This window comes from Massilia sp. METH4, assembly GCF_037094685.1.
Lineage (GTDB): Bacteria > Pseudomonadota > Gammaproteobacteria > Burkholderiales > Burkholderiaceae_D > Rugamonas.
Window position 1 is genome coordinate 2,771,878 of record NZ_CP146614.1, and the last position, 18,025, is coordinate 2,789,902.

Consider the following 18,025-nt stretch of genomic DNA (forward strand, 5'->3'; position numbering starts at 1 on the left):
CCATGCTGACCCGGACCTTCGTTGCCACGCTCGCGCTCGCGTTCAGCGCCGTGGTGCAGGCCGCCGTGCCGGTGTATGGCTACACCGTAAAGAACACGTATCCGCACGACGCCAACGCCTTCACGCAGGGCCTGTTCTGGCGCGGCGACGTGCTGTACGAGAGCACGGGCCAGTACGGCGCCTCGTCGATCCGCAAGGTGGACCTGGAAACCGGCGACGTGCTGCAAAAGCGCGACCTGCCCGCCAATGTGTTCGGCGAAGGCATCGCGCCTTCCGGCAACCGCATCGTCAGCCTGACCTGGACCAATGGCGGCGGCTTCGTCTTCGACATCGACACGTTCGAGCCCCTGGGCAGCTGGCGCTACCAGGGCCAGGGCTGGGGCCTGACGAGCGACGGCAACCGGCTGTACATGAGCGATGGCTCGGCCTATGTGCGGGTGCTGGACCCGCAATCGATGCGCGTGCTGCGGCGCATCCACGTCACGGCCGATGGCGTTCCCGTCACCCAGCTCAACGAGCTCGAATGGGTCGACGGCGAAATCTTCGCCAACGTGTGGCAGACCGACCGCATCGCCCGCATCGACGCGTTCTCGGGCCAGGTGCGCGGCTGGATCGACCTTGCCGGCCTGGACCGCCTGGCGGGCGTGACCCCTGGCGCCGACAATGTATTGAACGGCGTGGCCTGGGATGCCGAGCACAAGCGCCTCTTCGTGACCGGCAAGCGGTGGCCCAAGCTGTTCGAGATCGAGCTCAAGAGGCCTTGACGCCTCCGGCGGTGCGCAATTGTCGCCGGCCGCTTACAAATTTCCGGCAATGTTACTGAACCCTCGCGTGGGCGCGATCGGCATAATCCTATCCATGCTTTTGATCTGACGCAGTTCAGGCACTTGAAGAACAGCCGGCTGCCTGCGCCAGATCATGCGAGATTTACCGGATGCTGTCGCGCTCAGGCATTGCGACAGCATCGCATGGAAGGCGCCAGTAGGGCGGCACGATCGATCCGACTGGCGCACCGGACAGGAGCACCCTTGCAAGCGGCTCCACTGCGCGCTACGGAACAAGGCGAACCATATCGCCGCCGGGCACGAAGGGCTGCATTGCCAATGGAAGGGTACTGCTCCGCCAGCGCCAAGTGGCAGGAAGTGTTGTAATTTTCGGGGGCTGCGGCCCCCGTTTTTTTTCGGGCGATTATTCAGGCCATCCCGCCGGCCATCCTGCCCGCTATTCCTGCCGCACCCACACCTGCGACCTGCCCAGCATCGGCACCCCGATATACCCGCGCACATCGAGCTTGCGGCCGCCATCGACCAGCTTCATCTTGCTCTTGTAAACCTTGCCGTTTTCCGGGTCGAGGATGGTCCCGCCCGAGTAGCCGTCGCCGTCCTTCTTCATGCCGTCGATGATCGACAGCCCGACGATCGGCCGGCCCTTGTCCTCGCCTTCGCACTTGTCGCAGATCGGGTTCTGGTCCTCGCCCGGCCCGCGGTACAGCTTCTCGACACGCCCGTGCAGCACGCCGTTCGACTCGCTGATGCGGATCTCGGCCTTGGGCTTGCCGGTCTTGTCGTCGATGTTTTTCCAGAGCCCGACGGCGGAAGTGTCGTCGGCGAAGGCTGGCAGGGTGGTGACGGAAAGCAGGGCAGCGCAGAGCAGGGTACGCATCGCAGGTCTCCATGTCGTGGTTATCCCGGCAGTGTAGCGCAGGCAAAAAAAAGCCGGAGCGGGCGAGCCCGGTCCGGCTTTCGGCGGCTTGCGGCGGCTTACGCGGCCGGCAGCTTGGCGAACTGCTCGCGCAGCTTGTCCAGCGTGGCCGTGAAGTTGGCCACGCGTTCCTTTTCCTGCGCCACCACGGCGGCCGGGGCACGCGCCACGAAGCTTTCCGACGACAGCTTGCCGGAAGCCTTGGCGATCTCGCCTTCCACGCGCGCAATTTCCTTCGACAGGCGCTCGCGCTCGGCCTTCACGTCGATCTCCACTTTCAGCATCAGCTTCGTGGTGCCGACCACGGACACCGCGGCCGGCGATTCCGGCAGCGTGTCGACGATCTGCACTTCGGAGAGCTTGCCCAGCATTTGCACATACGGTGCGAAGGCGGCGATCTTGTCCTTGTCCGCGCCCGTCGCCTCGACAATCAGCGGCACGCGCACGGAAGGCGCCAGCTTCATCTCGCCGCGCAGGTTGCGGGTCGAATCCGTGAAGCCTTTCAGTTCGGCGATCCACGCTTCCGCGCCTTCGTCGATGGCCCGTTCGTTGGCGACCGGATAGGGCTGCGTCATGATCGACTTGCCTTCGGTGTCGCCCTTGCCAGCCAGGGGCGCGACCGTCTGCCAGAGCTGTTCGGTCACGAACGGGATCACCGGGTGCGCCAGGCGCAGCACGACTTCCAGCACGCGCAGCAGCGTGTGGCGGGTGGCGCGCTGCTGGCCTTCCGTGCCCTGCTGCACCTGCACCTTGGCCAGTTCCAGGTACCAGTCGCAGTATTCGTCCCACACGAACTTGTAGATGGCGCTGGCGATGTTATCGAAGCGGAAGTCGGCGAAGCCCTTGGCCACTTCCTGCTCGGTGCGGTTGAGCAGCGAGATGATCCACTTGTCCGCCTGCGACAGGTCGGCGTCGCTGGCGCTGCAATCCTTGCCCTCCGTGTTCATCAGCACGAAGCGGGTCGCGTTCCACAGCTTGTTGCAGAAGTTGCGGTAACCCTCGGCGCGGCCCAGGTCGAAGTTGATGTTGCGGCCCAGCGAGGCGTAGCTGGCCATCGTGAAGCGCACCGCGTCGGTGCCATAGGCGGCGATCCCTTCCGGGAATTCGCGGCGCGTGGCTTTCTCGATCTTTTCGGCGGCCTTCGGGTTCATCAGGCCGGTGGTGCGCTTGGCCACCAGCTCGTCCACGCCGATGCCGTCGATCAGGTCGATCGGGTCCAGCGTATTGCCCTTCGATTTGCTCATCTTCTGGCCCTGCGAGTCGCGCACCAGGCCGTGCACGTACACGGTCTCGAACGGCACCTTGCCGGTGAAGTGCGCGGTCATCATCACCATCCGGGCGACCCAGAAGAAGATGATGTCGAAGCCCGTCACCAGCACGGAGGAGGGCAGGAATGCCTTCAGGTCGGGCGTTTCTTCCGGCCAGCCCAGCGTGGAGAACGGCACCAGGGCGGACGAGAACCACGTGTCCAGCACGTCGCTGTCGCGCCGCAGCGCGCCGGTGCTGCCGGCGGCCTTGGCCTTTTCCTGCGCTTCTTCCTCGTTGCGGGCAACGAAGATATTGCCGGCTTCGTCGTACCATGCCGGGATCTGGTGGCCCCACCACAGCTGGCGCGAGATGCACCAGTCCTGGATGTTGTTCAGCCACTGGTTGTACGTGGTGGTCCAGTTCTCCGGCACGAACTTGATCTCGCCCGTAGCCACCTTTTCCAGCGCCACTTCGGTGATCGACTTGCCCGGGTTGAAGGTACCTTCCGGTGCCGGCTTGCTCATCGCCACGAACCACTGGTCCGTCAGCATCGGCTCGATGACGACGCCGGTGCGGTCGCCGCGCGGCACCATCAGTTTATGCGGCTTGACCTGTTCCAGCAGGCCTTGCGCTTCCAGGTCGGCCACGATCTGCTTGCGGGCGGCGAAGCGGTCCAGGCCGCGATACGCTTCCGGCGCCGTGTCGGCGATCTTCGCGTCCAGCGTGAGGATCGACGGCATGTCCAGGTTGTGGCGCTGGCCCACCGCATAGTCGTTGAAGTCGTGCGCCGGCGTGATCTTCACGCAGCCGGTACCGAAGGCCTTGTCGACATACGAGTCGGCGATGATCGGGATCTCGCGGCCCACCAGCGGCAGTTTCAGCATCTTGCCGACCAGCGCTTCATAGCGCTCGTCGGTCGGGTCCACGGCCACGGCCACGTCGCCCAGCATCGTTTCCGGGCGCGTCGTCGCCACCGTCAGGTGCCCGGAGCCGTCGGCCAGCGGGTACTGGATGTACCACATCGAGCCGTCTTCCTCTTCCGACACCACTTCCAGGTCGGAGACGGCGGTGCCCAGCACCGGGTCCCAGTTCACCAGGCGCTTGCCGCGGTAGATCAGGCCCTGCTCGAACAGGCGCACGAACACTTCCGAAACGATCTTCGAGCGCGGCTCGTCCATCGTGAAGTATTCGCGGTTCCAGTCCGGCGAGGTGCCCAGGCGGCGCATCTGGCCCGTGATCGTGGAGCCCGACTTTTCCTTCCACTCCCAGACCTTCTCGACGAATTTTTCGCGGCCCAGGTCGTGGCGCGAGATCTTCTGCGCGTCGAGCTGGCGCTCCACCACGATCTGCGTGGCGATGCCGGCGTGGTCGGTACCCGGGATCCAGGCCGTGTTATGGCCCAGCATGCGGTGGTAGCGGGTCAGGCCATCCATGATCGTCTGGTTGAACGCGTGGCCCATGTGCAGCGTACCGGTCACGTTCGGCGGTGGCAGCTGGATGCTGAAGGAGGGCTTGGAGAGGTCCATCGAAGCGGCGTAGTAACCGCGCTTCTCCCACTCGCTGCGCCAGAACTGTTCAATGTCGGCAGGCTCGAAAGACTTGGCTAATTCCATGATCCGGGATGTGTGATTTTGGCGAAAACGGCCATTATAGAGTAGGCAGGGGGCCCCGGCATCGGCCGGCGCCCCCTTTTACCCGCGAATTGCACAGCCCCTGGCGGCTGGTCGCCGCCGCGCTTATGCCGCCAGCCGTGCCGGCCGCCGGCCCGCCTGTTTCTGCACCTTGAACACGGCGATCGCCTGCGCCACGCAGCGCGTCTGCTGCGACAGCTCGCCGGCGGCGGCCGCGGCCTGCTCGACGAGCGCCGCATTCTGCTGGGTAATGTCGTCGATCGACGCTACCGCCTGGTTGACCTGCCCGATGCCCAGGCTCTGTTCCGACGCGGTGTGCGAGATCTCGTTCATCACCTGTTTCACCTGCGCCACCGAGGCGATCACCTCGGCCATGATCGCACCGGCGCTGCTGGTGAGCTTCGTGCCCGCTTCGACCTTGCCGATCGACTGGTCGATCAGCTCCTTGATCTCCTTCGCCGCGGAAGCGGAACGCTGCGCCAGCGCGCGTACCTCCGATGCCACGACGGCGAAGCCGCGCCCCTTTTCGCCCGCGCGCGCCGCTTCCACCGCGGCGTTCAAGGCCAGGATATTGGTCTGGAACGCGATGCCGTCGATGATGCCGATGATGTCGAGGATGCGGTGCGACGAGGCGCTGATGCCGTCCATCGTGCTCACCACCTGCGACACGAGTTCGCCGCCCTGGCCCGCCACTTCGGAGGCCTGGCCGGCAAGGCGGTCCGCATCGGCCACGTTGCCGGCGCTTTGCCGCACGGTGGAATTGAGCTGCTCCATGCTGGCCGCCGTCTGCTGCAGGCTCGATGCCTGCGATTCGGTGCGGCCGGACAAGTCCATATTGCCGGCGGCGATCTCATTGGTGGCCCGTTCGATATGGGCGAAATTGCTGCGCACGTCGCCGATGATGCTGCGCAGGTTGATGCTCATCTGGCGCAGCGCGGCCAGCAATTCGCCCGCTTCGTTGTCGCGCGACGCGGCGAAGCTGGCCGTCAGGTCGCCGCCGGCCATCTGCCGCGCCAGGCCGGTCGCCGAGCGCAGCGGCGCGACGACGGCGCCATGCAGCGACCAGCCCAGGTACAGCGCGGCCAGCGCCGCCAGCACGGCGAGTGTGGCCAGTGCATTGCTGCCGCTGCCGAACAGGCTTGCCGCGCACGCCGCCAGCACCGCGGCCGGCAGGGCGCCGGCCAGGACGAGGCGGGTCGCCAGCGAGGGGCGCAGGCGCGCCGCCAGGCGATGCAGCGGGCCGTCGGCCACGACCTTGCCACGTTGGATACGCCGGCCGTGCGCCTTGCCATCCTTGAACGCGGCATACGCCGCCGCCGCCTGCGCGACCATGTCGCGGCTCGGCTTGGTGCGCACGGACATGTAGCCGACCGGCTGGCCGTTCTCGATCACGGGCGTGATATTGGCCAGCACCCAGTAGTAGTCGCCGTTCTTGCAGCGGTTCTTGACCATGCCGGTCCAGGGATAGCCGCGGCGGATCGCGCGCCACATGTCGGCGAACGCCTCGGCCGGCATGTCCGGATGGCGCAGGATGTTTTGCGGCGCACCGATCAGCTCTTCCTCGGTGAAGCCGGAAATGCTGACGAAATAGGGATTTGCGTAGGTGATGTTGCCTTGCAGGTCCGTTGTGGAAACGATGGTCTTGCCTTCCTCGAGGAAGACTTCATTGCCGGTAACGGGCAGGTTGATCCGCATGTGTTTTCGCTTTCTTGTTGATCCTGTGGTGGATGCCGGGCATCCGTTTGTGTCGCGCGGGGTGGGAGGCGGGTCGACGATGCGCGGGCATCGATGGCGGCTGGGGTGGGGCCGCCGGTAGTGCAGGCAGGCTTAGCAGAGCGGAGGGGCGAAGAATAGCCGGATGTAGCCTTTATGCAACAATTATTGGCGGTCTGGCGCCGTGCAGGCCACGGCCCACGGCAGCAGTTCGTTGCGGGTGCGGCGCACGGACACGCGCGCTTCGCTGGCGATATCGCTTTCGAACACCAGTACGGGCAAGCCATCCTTGCCGCGATCGAGGCCCGCAAGGCGGAAGGCGCGCGAGCGCGACGGCGCGCACGACGTGTTCCCGGCCATCAGCAACCGCGCGCTGCCCAGGATCGACCGGTAGGATTGCAGCAGCATCAGGATGTCCATCTCCTGCAAGGGTTGCAGGAGGCGCACGGGATTGTCGGGCTGGGCGCCGCACTGCGGCTGGTGGTGGATCCACACCAGCGTCTGCGGCGGGCCCGCTTCGCTCCAGCGCTCATCCTTGCGGGCGCGTGCATGGTATGCGTACACGCTGCGGGGCTGGCGGCACAGGGGCAGTACCGCACGTTGCGCCGGGCCGTCCACCACGGCCGTGACCTGGCGCGCGCTGCGCTTGCCGCGTTTTCCTGCGTCCTCCTTCACGGTGAACTGCGGGCGCAGCAGGCCACGTGCTTCATGATTCGCGTTGTACCAGTCGAAAAACGATTCCTGTTCCGCCGGCGTGGCCGTGCGGGCGGGCGCCTGCGGTTGCGCCATCGCCACGCCCATCTGCATCGCCGCCAGCACGGCGGCCACCCGTTTGTGCATCGTTATCCTTTCGTCGAGATACCGATTATAGGCGGTAGTGCTTGCAGTAAAGGCACGGTTCGTGTCTATAATGACGCCGCTGCCTTCATCGAAGGCGGCAAACGCTAGGGGTCCTGCGCTCGGCTACAGCCATGCGCGGGTGAGAAATACCCTCCGAACCTGATCTGGATAATGCCAGCGAAGGGAAGCTCAAGGATTCGTCGCACCTGAAGTCTGGTCGCGCACGTCCGGATCTCCTTTGCTGGCTCCTGCCCAAAGGAGCCAAATGAACGCCCACCAGAAATTCTTGGCCAGCACGGCCGAAGTCGACAGCGCCGCCATCGCGCCGCTGCCCAATTCCCGCAAGATCTACGTGACCGGCAGCCGCCCGGATATCCGCGTACCCATGCGCGAGATCTCGCAGGCCGACACGTCGGCCTCGTTCGGCCACGAAGTCAATCCGCCGGTGACCGTGTATGACACGTCCGGCCCGTACACCGACCCGGCCGTGGCCATCGACATCCGCGCCGGCCTGGCGCCAATGCGCGCCGCCTGGATCGCCGAGCGCGGCGACACCGAGGAGCTGCCGGGTCCCACGTCCGACTACGGCAAGGCGCGCCTGGCCGACGCCTCGCTCGATGCCTTGCGCTTCGACCTGCACCGCACTCCGCGCTGTGCCAAGGCCGGCGCTTGCGTCACGCAGATGCATTACGCGAAGCGGGGCATCGTCACGCCGGAGATGGAATTCGTGGCGATCCGCGAGAACATGCGCCGCCGCGAATACATCGCAGCGATGCGGGCGGCCGGCCCGCTGGGCACCAAGATGGCCGAACTGCTGGGCCGCCAGCACCGCGGCGAATCGTTCGGCGCCGCCATCCCGCAGGAGATCACCGCCGAATTCGTGCGCGAGGAGATCGCGCGGGGCCGGGCGATCATCCCGGCCAACATCAACCACCCGGAACTGGAACCGATGATCATCGGCCGCAACTTCCTGGTGAAGGTCAATGCCAACATCGGCAACTCCGCCGTCACCTCGTCGATCGGCGAGGAAGTCGAGAAGATGACGTGGGCGATCCGCTGGGGCGGCGACACGGTGATGGACCTGTCGACCGGCAAGCATATCCACGAAACGCGCGAATGGATCGTGCGCAACAGCCCGGTGCCGATCGGCACGGTGCCGATCTACCAGGCGCTGGAAAAGGTGAACGGCAAGGCCGAGGACCTGACGTGGGAAATCTTCCGCGACACGTTGATCGAGCAGGCGGAGCAGGGCGTGGACTACTTCACGATCCACGCGGGCGTGCTGCTGCGCTATGTGCCGCTGACGGCGAACCGCCTGACCGGCATCGTCTCGCGCGGCGGGTCGATCATGGCCAAGTGGTGCCTGGCCCACCACAAGGAAAACTTCCTGTACACGCACTTCGAGGACATCTGCGAAATCATGAAGCAGTACGACGTGTCGTTCAGCCTCGGCGACGGCCTGCGTCCCGGCTCGATCTACGACGCGAACGACGAGGCGCAGCTGGGCGAACTGAAGACGCTGGGCGAACTCACGCAAATCGCCTGGAAGCACGACGTGCAGGTGATGATCGAAGGCCCCGGCCACGTGCCAATGCAGCTGATCAAGGAGAACATGGACCTGCAGCTGGAGCAATGCAGCGAAGCGCCGTTCTACACGCTTGGCCCGCTGACCACCGACATCGCCCCCGGCTACGACCACATCACCTCCGGCATCGGCGCCGCGCAGATCGGCTGGTACGGCACCGCGATGCTGTGCTACGTAACGCCGAAGGAGCACCTGGGCCTGCCGAACAAGGACGACGTCAAGGAAGGCATCATCACCTACAAGATCGCCGCCCACGCGGCCGACCTGGCGAAAGGCCATCCCGGCGCGCAGATCCGCGACAACGCCCTGTCGAAGGCGCGCTTCGAATTCCGCTGGGAAGACCAGTTCAACCTCGGCCTGGACCCCGACCGCGCACGCGCCTTCCACGACGAGACGCTGCCGAAGGAATCGTCGAAGGTCGCCCACTTCTGCTCGATGTGCGGCCCGCACTTCTGCTCGATGAAGATCACGCAGGAAGTACGCGACTACGCCGCCAGCGGCATGCAGGAAAAGGCCATCGAATTCGTCAAGAGCGGCAGCCAGCTCTACAGCAAAGCGTAGCAACCCAACAACAGGGACAGTCCCCAATTTTTTACAACAGGACAGTCCCCGAATATTTACAACACTTTTCGTTGCTAAAAATCGGGGACAGTCCCCCGGGTTTTTTTACAACAGTTCGGACAGGAAATGGACATCGTACTGAATGGCGAGCCCCGCGCCGTGGAGCCGGGGCAGACGCTCGGCCAGTTGATCGCGGCGCTGGAGCTGGAAGGCCAAGCGCTGGCGCTGGCCGTCAATCGCAGTGTGGTGCCGCGCCAGCGCTGGAGCGAAGTGGCCCTTAATGCGCAGGATCGCGTGGACATCGTCCGCGCCATCGGCGGCGGCTGAATAATGGAGACGACTATGCAGACAAACAACGATGACCTGCTCACCATCGCAGGCAAGCAGTACCGCTCGCGCCTCCTGGTGGGCAGCGGCAAGTACCGCGATCTCGACCAGACCCGTGCCGCCACCCTGGCGGCCGGCGCGGAAATCATCACGGTGGCGATCCGCCGCGTGAATATCGGCCAGGACCCGCATGCGCCGAACCTGCTGGACGTGGTGCCGCCGTCCGAGTTCACGATCCTGCCCAATACGGCAGGCTGCTACACGGCGAAGGACGCGGTCTACACGCTGCAACTGGCGCGCGAGCTGCTGGATGGGCACAAGCTCGTCAAGCTCGAAGTGCTGGGCGACGAGAAGACGCTGTTCCCGAACATGCCCGAAACGCTGGTGGCGGCGAAGGAGCTGGTGAAGGACGGCTTCGACGTGATGGTCTATTGCAGCGACGATCCCATCCAGGCACGCATGCTGGAAGACATCGGCTGCGTCGCCGTGATGCCGCTGGCGTCCCTGATCGGCTCGGGCATGGGCATCCTCAATCCGTGGAACCTGTCGCTGATCATCGAGCAGGCGAGGGTGCCGGTGCTGGTCGACGCCGGCGTGGGCACGGCGTCGGACGCGGCGATCGCCATGGAACTCGGTTGCGACGGCGTGCTGATGAACACGGCGATCGCCGCCGCGGGCGACCCGGTGCGCATGGCCCGCGCCATGCGCCTGGCCGTCGAGGCGGGCCGCGACGCGTTCCTGGCCGGCCGCATGCCGCGCAAGTTCGCCGCTTCCCCATCGTCGCCGATGGCCGGCCGGCTCGGCTAGGACCAGCCATGAAGGACCAGCTATGAGTCATCGCCCTTGCGTGCTCGTGTTTGCCGGCGCCGACCCCTCGGGCGGTGCCGGCATAGCCGCCGATGTCGGCGCCATCGCGGCGCTCGACGCCCATCCACTGCCCGTGATCACCGCGCTCACGGTGCAGGACAACAACCGGGTGCACGAAGTGCTGCCCGTCGAGCACGACGTGGTGCTGCGCCAGGCGCTGGCCGTGGCCGCCGCGTTCCGCATCAGCGCCGTGAAGATCGGCATTCCCGGCAGCCCCGAGAACGCCCAGTCGATCGCCCGCGTGATCGCCGGGCTGCGCGAGGAAAACCCGGCGCTGCCGGTTGTGCTGGACCCCGTGCTGGCGAGCGGCAACGGCGACCGGCTGGGGCGCGGCAATGCGATCGCCGCGCTGGCGCCGCTGCTGCCGCTGGCCACCGTGATCACGCCGAACGGCCCCGAAGCGGCCGCTCTGGCGAAGGCGCACCGGCAAGACATTCCACCGCCGTCGAGCGACGTGGCGGAACTAGCGCACGCGCAGGTGCTGCGGCAGATCGGCTGCGAGCACGTGCTCGTCACGGGCGGGCATGGCGGCGGCTCGTCGGTCGTCAACCGCTGGCTGGGTCCGGCCCGCCAGCAGAACTGGCACTGGCCAAGGCTGGAGGGTGGCTTCCATGGCAGCGGCTGTACGCTGGCCGCTGCCGTGGCGGCGCTGCTGGCGCATCAGATCCCCGTCGCTCAGGCGCTGGCGCGGGCGCAGGCCTACACCCACCGCGCACTGGAAGCGTCGTACGCGATCGCCTCCGGCCAGCGCATCCCGTCGCGCTGAGAAAGGAGAACAATCATGCAGGGACTTTATCTGGTGACCCCCGACTGGGACGATACCGAGGCGCTGCTGCGCCATACCGAAACGGCGCTGGACGCCGGCGTCGCGCTGCTGCAATACCGGCACAAGACGGCGACGCCGGAACAGCGTCGCGAACAGGCAACCGCGTTGCTGGCGCTGTGCCGCCGCCATGGCGTGCCCTTCATCGTCAACGATTTCGTGGACCTGTGCCGCGAGCTCGATGCCGATGGCGTGCACGTAGGCGGCACCGATGCCACGGTCGCGCAGGCCCGCGAGCTGGTCGGGCCAACGAAGATCGTGGGCGCTTCGTGCTACGGCGACTTGCAGCTTGCCATCGATGCCGAGCGCGCCGGTGCCAGCTATGTGGCCTTCGGCGGTTTCTATCCGTCGCGCGTCAAGCGCTATGCGGTGACCACGGCACACGCCATCGTCGACGATGCCCGCGCGGCCGTACGCGTACCCTGCGTCGTCATCGGCGGGATGACGCCGGAAAACGCGGCCCCGCTGGTGGCGCGCGGCGCGCACATGGTGGCGGCGATCAGCAGCGTCTATGGCGCGCCGGACGTGGCCGCGGCCACCAGGGCGTTCAACCGGCTGTTTGCCTAGGGTAGCGCTGATTCATTCATGGCGGCGCTCCCAGCCCCGAGAAAACGCGCCCAGCTGTGTCGCAAATGGCCCGACATATCGGCGGCCGCACCCCCCGGCATGACGGGCCATTTGCGTCTTGCTGAACACGTTTTTCAGGACTAATCTCATCCACCAGCGACAAATCAGCGCTTTTCTGGCGGGGAGGGCGGCTCATCGGCCGGAAACGCCGGGCAGGTGGCGGATGAGCGGCGGCATCTGTGGCGCCCGCCCATCGTTGCCGGAGTGTAACCGTGAATCCCCTTGCCGCCGCATCAAAGGCCCGTATAATCGGTTCACCTTCAAAGAACCGAATACGCCATGCCCGCACAAGCCGCCGCCGCGAAACGCCTGATCCTGATCGTCGACGACGACCAGTTGCTCGCCGAATTCCTGAGCGTGGTGCTGCGCAACGCCGGGTACGAGACGGTGCAGGCACACTCGGCCGACCACGCGCTGCGCCTGGTGGCCGAGCGCGAGCCGGACATGGCGCTGCTGGACATTCACATGCCCGGCATGTCGGGCCTGGAACTGGCCAAGCAGCTCAACCGCGAAACGTCGGTGCCGTTCATGTTCCTGTCCGGCCGCGGCGATGCGGATGCGGGCAAGCAGGCCGCCGCGTACGGTGCCGTGGGATTCCTCGTCAAGCCGGTCGATGAAAAGCAATTGATGCCCGCCTTCGAGGCAGGGCTGGCGCGGGCGGACGAGATCCGCCAGCTGCGCCGCACCGAACTGAACCTGAACGCCGCGCTGGCGGCCGGCCGCGAGACGAGCCTTGCCGTGGGCTTGTTGATGTGCAAGTTCCAGACGGACCGCAACACCGCTTTCGAAGTCCTGCGCGACCACGCGCGGTCCAGCCGTCGCAAGGTCAACGAGGTGGCGGACCAGCTGCTTGCCGCCGAGGAAACGTTGAATGGTTTGCATGCGGCTTTTAATGCACGACTGAAGAAATAATAGTTTCCAAGCTGAATCATTTAAGCTAAGCTTCCTTCATTGCGCACCGGGCTCCCCGGTGCAATCCATGTTACGGCTGCCCCGCCACCGCGGCCGTGCCTGAAATCATCGGCCCAGCTCCGCCGACCTGCATCCTGGTACCAACCGACCCCGCTGCCCGCGGCGCATGGCTCCAGGTTCTGCATTACCGATCGCGGAGAAGACGATGAACATGACCGACGCCCTCGAGGCTCTCAAACCGATGGCCCCCGCTCCCCACGTGCTGCACGTGGATGCCGACGATACCACCGCCCTGATCCTGGCCACCCTGCTGGTGCCGGAAATCCGCGTGAGCCGCGCGGCGACGATGGACGATGCCGGCACGCGCCTGGCCGTCGAGAAATTCGACCTGATCATCGTCGACGCCGACCTGCCGGACGGTGACGGCCAGGTGCTCGTCGATGCGGTGCGCGCGCGCGGCTGCCACACGCCTGTGCTGCTGTACTCGGCACGCCAGCCCAGCCTGCACCACCAGGCCCATGCCTACCTGCCGAAACCGTGGACCTCGCCCCGCCAGCTGTGGCAGGCCGTATGCCGGCTGCTGGAGCTCGACATGGCGGTCAACCGGTAAAACTCCCGAATTCACCGTTTGCTATGATGGCGGTTTATCCACATCAAGGAACGCGAACGATGAAAACCAGGGCAGCAGTGGCATGGAAGGCGGGTGCTCCGCTGACGATCGAAGAGGTCGAACTGGGCGGACCGAAGGAAGGCGAAGTCCTGGTCGAGATCAAGGCCACCGGCATTTGCCACACCGATTACTACACGCTGTCCGGCGCCGATCCGGAAGGGCTGTTCCCGGCCATCCTCGGCCATGAAGGCGCCGGCATCGTCGTCGACGTCGGGCCGGGCGTGAAGAGCCTCAGGAAGGACGATCACGTCATTCCGCTGTACACGCCGGAATGCCGCCAGTGCAAGTTCTGCCTGTCGCAAAAGACCAACCTGTGCCAGGCGATCCGCTCCACCCAGGGCCGCGGCCTGATGCCGGATGCGACGAGCCGCTTCTCCCTCGACGGCAAGCCCATCTTCCACTACATGGGCACCTCCACGTTCTCGAATTACATCGTGGTGCCCGAAATCGCGCTGGCGAAGATCCGCGAGGATGCGCCGTTCGACAAGGTCTGCTACATCGGTTGCGGCGTGACCACGGGCGTGGGCGCCGTGCTGTTCACCGCCAAGGTGGAAGCGGGTGCCAGCGTGGTCGTGTTCGGCCTGGGCGGCATCGGCCTGAACGTGATCCAGGCGGCCAGGATGGTGGGCGCCGACAAGATCATCGGCATCGACATCAATCCGGGCCGCGAGGCGATGGCGCGCAAATTCGGCATGACGCACTTCATCAACCCGAACGATGTCGAGAACGTCGTCGATGCGATTATCCAGCTGACGGATGGCGGCGCCGACTACAGCTTCGAATGCGTGGGCAATACCACGCTGATGCGCCAGGCGCTCGAGTGCTGCCACAAGGGCTGGGGCAAGTCGATCATCATCGGCGTGGCGGCGGCCGGCCAGGAAATTTCCACGCGGCCGTTCCAGCTCGTGACGGGCCGTGAATGGAAGGGTTCCGCCTTCGGCGGCGCCCGCGGCCGCACCGACGTGCCGAAGATCGTAGACTGGTATATGGACGGCAAGATCAATATCGACGACCTGATCACCCACAAGCTGTCGCTCGACCAGATCAACGAAGGCTTCGACCTGATGAAGAAGGGCGAGTCGATCCGCTCGGTCGTGATGTATTGACGCGATTGCCCTAAAAGCCGGGCCGCCGCGCGGCCCGGCCGCGGCGGCGGCACAACAGGCTCCCGTTCGGCCCCGAAATATGGCATAGTGCGAAGCATGAAAGCGCTCAAAAGTCAGCTCGCATCCGAAGTCCTGGCCGATCCCGTGGCTCGCAAGCACCTGCGCGAATTCCTCACCCGTGGCGCTGCCGACGGCGCGCCGGCCACCGAGTTCATGTTCCGCCGCCCCAGCGGCGAAGTCGTCAAGATCAGTCCCCGCATCGTGCCCAAGGCCAAGGCTGCCTGAGAGGGTGAATGAACGTAGCCCTTCCTGCGCTGATCGTCTTCCTCGTCCTGCTCCCCGGTTTCATCTTCCGTATCCGCTTCAAGCGGGTTGAACGCACCTCCCTCGATTTTTCTCCATTCGGCCGGATCGCCGCCGGAGCCGTCATGTCGGCCGCCGTCGCCCACCTGCTGTGGCTCGGCTTGTCCTGGCTGCTGTTCGGCCAGCGATTCGAACCGCTCGTGCTGATGCAACTGCTGTCTTCCGCGCCAACCGCGCAGGTGGCGGCGGTGGCCACCGTGGCAAACGATTTTGGCTGGGTTGCCGCCTACTTCGTCACCCTGCTGTTCGCATCGTTCGCGTTCCCCATGGTGTTGCGTGGAGCGATCACGAAGTACCGGCTCGACCGCGCCGAGTCGCCGTTGCGGCCCATGCTGCGCTTCCATGAGGCGCCCTGGTACTACCTGCTGACCGGGGCGGACTTCGCGGCGGAAGAGGCACCCGATTTCGTGATCGTCGCGGCCATCGTCGAGGTGGGCAAGGAAGCCATGCTGTACTCAGGCGTACTGGACAATTTCTACTTCGATTCGGAAGGGCAGCTGGACCGGCTGGTGCTGCAGGGCGTGTCGCGCCGCCCCCTGTCGAAGGACAAGCCCGCCGACGAGGCGGGCACCACGGACACGCGCTTCTACCCCATCGACGGCGACTCCTTCGTGCTGCGCTACAGCGAAATGATCACGCTCAACGTGCAATACGTGCACCTGGCCTGACGCGTTTGCAGCCTACCCCGCAGTCTACCCCGCCATTCGCGCGTTCCATCGCAAATCCCCCGCAGTCACCGATGCGTTGACTATAGTTCAATGACTTCGTCGCGCCCGTATCTAGACAAAAAGTTCTAGACAAAGTTTTCTACTTAAATTAATCTGGTTGCCACTTCATCAGGAGCCGCGCCATGAACAACGCCAACCGGTCCGCAGGAGGTGCGGCATGAACCACCTGTTCGATACGCTGGTCCCCGCGATCGGCTGGTCGCTGCTCCATTTCATCTGGCAGGGTCTACTGGTCGGCTGGGCCGCGGCGCTGGCGCTGCACCTGCTGCGCAATGCGCGCCCGCAGGCCCGCTATGCCGTGGCCTGCGCAGCCTTGCTACTGTGCGCGGCGCTGCCGGTGGGCAGCATTGCCTGGCGTGTCCAGGAAGCGCTGCAAGCCGGCTACTCGATACCGGTCCCGCTCGATCCGCTGCTGGGCGCGGTCGGAGCCGGCGCCATCCCCACCGCGCACGTGCCCGCGCTGGTCGATGCCGACCAGCTGACCTCGTTCGAATACCTGCTGCGCCGCCAGCTGCCCTGGCTGGTGCTGCTGTGGGCCGCCGGCGCCGCGCTGATGACGCTGCGCCTGTCGCTCGGCCTGCAATGGGTTCGGCAACGCACGGTGGCCGGCCATTACCGTCCCGATCCCGAGTGGCAGCAGCGCCTGGAGCGCCTGGCGCTGCGCATCGACGTGAAGCGCCCGGTGCGCCTGGGCGTGTCCGGCGAAGACCTGGAGGGCCCGATGACGGCCGGCTGCTGGCGCCCCATCGTGCTGCTGCCCGCCGCCCTGGTCACCGGCATGCCGCCGCACCTGCTCGAAGCGCTGCTGGCGCACGAACTCGCGCACATCCGCCGCCACGATTACCTCGTGAACCTGGTGCAGAGCGCGATCGAGATCCTGCTGTTCTACCACCCGAGCGTGTGGATGCTGAGCAAGCGTATCCGCATCGAGCGGGAACAGGTCGCGGACGACCTGGCGGCCAGCGCCCTGGGCGAACCGCGGCGCCTGGCACTGGCCCTTTCCGAGCTGGACAAGTTCCAGTTCTCAACCTCGCATTTCGCCCCCGCGGCACACGGAGGAGACCTCATGTCCCGTATCAAACGCCTGATCCATCCCGATGCGCAACCGCTCAGCTGGAAGATCGCGGCGCCCCTGCTTGGCCTGTGCACGGCGTGCGTGATGCTGTACGCCCATGCGCAGCCCGATGCATCCGCCAGGCCGGCAGCGCAGCCTGATATCGTCGTCAGCGGCGGCGACGCTGCCCGCGCCGCGGCTGGGGAAGCTGCCGAAACAGCGGCCGCTGCGGCGTCGGCCGCCGCCGCCGCGCAAGAAGCGGCGGAGGCTGCAAAAGTCGCGGCCGCCGCCGGCGCCGGGGCGGCCCAGGCCGCGGCCGAAGCCGCGCGCGCCGCGGCATTGCATGGTCCAGGCGCGGACGTACCCGTCCCGCCGGCCCCGCCGGCACCGCCCGCCGCCCCGAAGGCTCCGTCCCACGCCTTGCCGGCCCCACCGGCGCCACCCGCGCCGCCACCCCTGCCGCGCGGGCTGAAGGATGGCGCCCACATCGTTCACCCCGGCCGTTCGCTCGAGTCATATGCCATCGTGCGGGCCGGCGATGCGCCGACGCGTGTCGCCGCCCTCGACACGCGCGACCTTCACGACCTGCAATGCGTGAAGGAAGGCTACAAGGGGGATTTCATCTGGTTCAAGAAGGATGGAAAATCGTATGTGGTGAAGGACTCGGCGCTCGTCGCGAAGGTGCGGGAAGCCTGGGCGCCTTCGGAAAAGCTGGGGGCGGAAATGGAAAAGCAGGGCGCCGCGATGGATGGGCACGGCAAGCGGATGGAGGCGCTCGGTGAAGAAATCAGCGCCCACGTCGCCGCCGTGTTCAACGAGGAGGTGACACGCAACGTCGACCGCCGACTGGCCGCGCTGGCGCGCACCCAGGAACGGCTGGGCAGCACGCTCGGCGAGCTGGGCGAACGCATGGCATCGGCCGACAGCGACGCCCGCCGCGAAGCGCTGTCGCGCCAGATGGCGGCAGTGCAGAAACAGATGGAACCCGTGCAGCAGCAGATGAGCCGGCTGACCGAAACGATGGCGCGCGAACACGCAAAGGTCGATGTCAACCGCGAACCGATGAAGAGCTTGCATGCCCGCATGGCCGAACTGTCGAAACCGATGGAGGAATACGGCCGCCGGATGGGCGAGCTGGGCCGCGAACAGGGCCGGCTGAGCCAAGAGGCGGACCGGACCACGCGGAAGCTGATCGAGGAGGCGCTGCGCAAGGGGCAGGCGGCGGAGCTGGGGAGCGGCCGGGGGTAACGAGGACCACGCTCTTGGTGG

General features: G+C 66.0%; 16 protein-coding genes and 1 riboswitch. Of the genes, 12 read left to right on the top strand and 4 right to left on the bottom strand.

Translation table 11 applies throughout. The annotated features are described in order from the left end of the window. Positions 1-2 precede the first annotated feature (2 nt). Positions 3-764, top strand: a complete 762-nt coding sequence (locus tag V6Z91_RS12290) for a glutaminyl-peptide cyclotransferase (RefSeq protein WP_338770702.1) — start codon at positions 3-5, stop codon at positions 762-764. A gap of 457 nt (positions 765-1,221) precedes the next feature. On the opposite strand, the gene V6Z91_RS12295 is transcribed toward V6Z91_RS12290, so the two are convergent. The 4 genes from V6Z91_RS12295 to V6Z91_RS12310 form a co-directional block, all read right to left on the bottom strand. Continuing rightward, a complete protein-coding gene (locus V6Z91_RS12295; RefSeq protein ID WP_338770704.1) occupies positions 1,222-1,662 on the bottom strand; it encodes a DUF2147 domain-containing protein in 441 nt (146 codons plus the stop codon). Between the two features lie 98 nt (positions 1,663-1,760). Next, the gene (locus V6Z91_RS12300; protein ID WP_338770706.1) at positions 1,761-4,562 is read right to left on the bottom strand and encodes a valine--tRNA ligase; all 2,802 of its coding nucleotides are present in this window, start codon (positions 4,560-4,562) and stop codon (positions 1,761-1,763) included. A gap of 123 nt (positions 4,563-4,685) precedes the next feature. Continuing rightward, a complete protein-coding gene (locus V6Z91_RS12305) occupies positions 4,686-6,275 on the bottom strand; it encodes a methyl-accepting chemotaxis protein (protein ID WP_338770708.1) in 1,590 nt (529 codons plus the stop codon). 183 nt (positions 6,276-6,458) lie between these two features. After that, entirely contained in the window at positions 6,459-7,133 is a 675-nt protein-coding gene (locus tag V6Z91_RS12310) for a hypothetical protein (protein ID WP_338770710.1), read from the bottom strand. 96 nt (positions 7,134-7,229) lie between these two features. After that, positions 7,230-7,336, top strand: a riboswitch (TPP riboswitch). Between the two features lie 62 nt (positions 7,337-7,398). Between V6Z91_RS12310 and thiC the strand changes: the two genes are divergently transcribed. The 11 genes from thiC (at position 7,399) to V6Z91_RS12365 (ending at position 18,004) form a co-directional block, all read left to right on the top strand. Then, positions 7,399-9,279 carry a phosphomethylpyrimidine synthase ThiC gene (thiC, locus tag V6Z91_RS12315; RefSeq protein WP_338770712.1) on the top strand — a complete coding sequence of 627 codons (1,881 nt, stop codon included), beginning with the start codon at positions 7,399-7,401 and terminating at the stop codon, positions 9,277-9,279. Positions 9,280-9,405: 126 nt separating this feature from the next. After that, entirely contained in the window at positions 9,406-9,606 is a 201-nt protein-coding gene (thiS, locus tag V6Z91_RS12320; RefSeq protein WP_338770713.1) for a sulfur carrier protein ThiS, read from the top strand. Positions 9,607-9,621: 15 nt separating this feature from the next. Continuing rightward, positions 9,622-10,413 (top strand): thiazole synthase, encoded by a 792-nt coding sequence (locus tag V6Z91_RS12325; protein WP_338770714.1) that lies wholly within the window; start codon positions 9,622-9,624, stop codon positions 10,411-10,413. Positions 10,414-10,435: 22 nt separating this feature from the next. Next, positions 10,436-11,239, top strand: coding sequence for a hydroxymethylpyrimidine/phosphomethylpyrimidine kinase (locus V6Z91_RS12330; RefSeq protein ID WP_338770715.1), 804 nt, complete (start codon positions 10,436-10,438; stop codon positions 11,237-11,239). A 15-nt stretch (positions 11,240-11,254) separates the two neighbouring features. Then, positions 11,255-11,863: a thiamine phosphate synthase gene (thiE, locus tag V6Z91_RS12335; protein ID WP_338770716.1), complete on the top strand. Its 609-nt coding sequence runs from the start codon at positions 11,255-11,257 to the stop codon at positions 11,861-11,863. Positions 11,864-12,202: 339 nt separating this feature from the next. After that, entirely contained in the window at positions 12,203-12,835 is a 633-nt protein-coding gene (locus tag V6Z91_RS12340) for a response regulator (RefSeq protein WP_338770717.1), read from the top strand. Positions 12,836-13,040: 205 nt separating this feature from the next. Further along, a complete protein-coding gene (locus V6Z91_RS12345; RefSeq protein ID WP_338770718.1) occupies positions 13,041-13,445 on the top strand; it encodes a response regulator in 405 nt (134 codons plus the stop codon). A gap of 59 nt (positions 13,446-13,504) precedes the next feature. Then, positions 13,505-14,611: an S-(hydroxymethyl)glutathione dehydrogenase/class III alcohol dehydrogenase gene (locus tag V6Z91_RS12350; protein ID WP_338770720.1), complete on the top strand. Its 1,107-nt coding sequence runs from the start codon at positions 13,505-13,507 to the stop codon at positions 14,609-14,611. A 96-nt stretch (positions 14,612-14,707) separates the two neighbouring features. Beyond that, positions 14,708-14,896, top strand: coding sequence for a hypothetical protein (locus V6Z91_RS12355; RefSeq protein WP_338770722.1), 189 nt, complete (start codon positions 14,708-14,710; stop codon positions 14,894-14,896). 8 nt (positions 14,897-14,904) lie between these two features. Beyond that, positions 14,905-15,642 (top strand): DUF6338 family protein, encoded by a 738-nt coding sequence (locus V6Z91_RS12360; protein ID WP_338770723.1) that lies wholly within the window; start codon positions 14,905-14,907, stop codon positions 15,640-15,642. 217 nt (positions 15,643-15,859) lie between these two features. Beyond that, positions 15,860-18,004 (top strand): M56 family metallopeptidase, encoded by a 2,145-nt coding sequence (locus V6Z91_RS12365; protein ID WP_338770725.1) that lies wholly within the window; start codon positions 15,860-15,862, stop codon positions 18,002-18,004. Positions 18,005-18,025: the final 21 nt, after the last annotated feature.

Excerpts from the sequence above, each read along its gene's own strand:
- V6Z91_RS12310 (WP_338770710.1), bottom strand. The coding sequence starts at position 7,133 with ATGCACAAACGGGTGGCCGCCGTGCTGGCGGCGATGCAGATGGGCGTG.
- thiC (WP_338770712.1), top strand. The coding sequence starts at position 7,399 with ATGAACGCCCACCAGAAATTCTTGGCCAGCACGGCCGAAGTCGACAGC.
- V6Z91_RS12360 (WP_338770723.1), top strand. The coding sequence starts at position 14,905 with ATGAACGTAGCCCTTCCTGCGCTGATCGTCTTCCTCGTCCTGCTCCCC.
- V6Z91_RS12295 (WP_338770704.1), bottom strand. The coding sequence starts at position 1,662 with ATGCGTACCCTGCTCTGCGCTGCCCTGCTTTCCGTCACCACCCTGCCA.
- thiS (WP_338770713.1), top strand. The coding sequence starts at position 9,406 with ATGGACATCGTACTGAATGGCGAGCCCCGCGCCGTGGAGCCGGGGCAG.
- V6Z91_RS12365 (WP_338770725.1), top strand. The coding sequence starts at position 15,860 with ATGAACCACCTGTTCGATACGCTGGTCCCCGCGATCGGCTGGTCGCTG.
- V6Z91_RS12300 (WP_338770706.1), bottom strand. The coding sequence starts at position 4,562 with ATGGAATTAGCCAAGTCTTTCGAGCCTGCCGACATTGAACAGTTCTGG.
- V6Z91_RS12345 (WP_338770718.1), top strand. The coding sequence starts at position 13,041 with ATGAACATGACCGACGCCCTCGAGGCTCTCAAACCGATGGCCCCCGCT.
- V6Z91_RS12330 (WP_338770715.1), top strand. The coding sequence starts at position 10,436 with ATGAGTCATCGCCCTTGCGTGCTCGTGTTTGCCGGCGCCGACCCCTCG.
- thiE (WP_338770716.1), top strand. The coding sequence starts at position 11,255 with ATGCAGGGACTTTATCTGGTGACCCCCGACTGGGACGATACCGAGGCG.
- V6Z91_RS12290 (WP_338770702.1), top strand. The coding sequence starts at position 3 with ATGCTGACCCGGACCTTCGTTGCCACGCTCGCGCTCGCGTTCAGCGCC.
- V6Z91_RS12325 (WP_338770714.1), top strand. The coding sequence starts at position 9,622 with ATGCAGACAAACAACGATGACCTGCTCACCATCGCAGGCAAGCAGTAC.
- V6Z91_RS12355 (WP_338770722.1), top strand. The coding sequence starts at position 14,708 with ATGAAAGCGCTCAAAAGTCAGCTCGCATCCGAAGTCCTGGCCGATCCC.
- V6Z91_RS12340 (WP_338770717.1), top strand. The coding sequence starts at position 12,203 with ATGCCCGCACAAGCCGCCGCCGCGAAACGCCTGATCCTGATCGTCGAC.
- V6Z91_RS12350 (WP_338770720.1), top strand. The coding sequence starts at position 13,505 with ATGAAAACCAGGGCAGCAGTGGCATGGAAGGCGGGTGCTCCGCTGACG.
- V6Z91_RS12305 (WP_338770708.1), bottom strand. The coding sequence starts at position 6,275 with ATGCGGATCAACCTGCCCGTTACCGGCAATGAAGTCTTCCTCGAGGAA.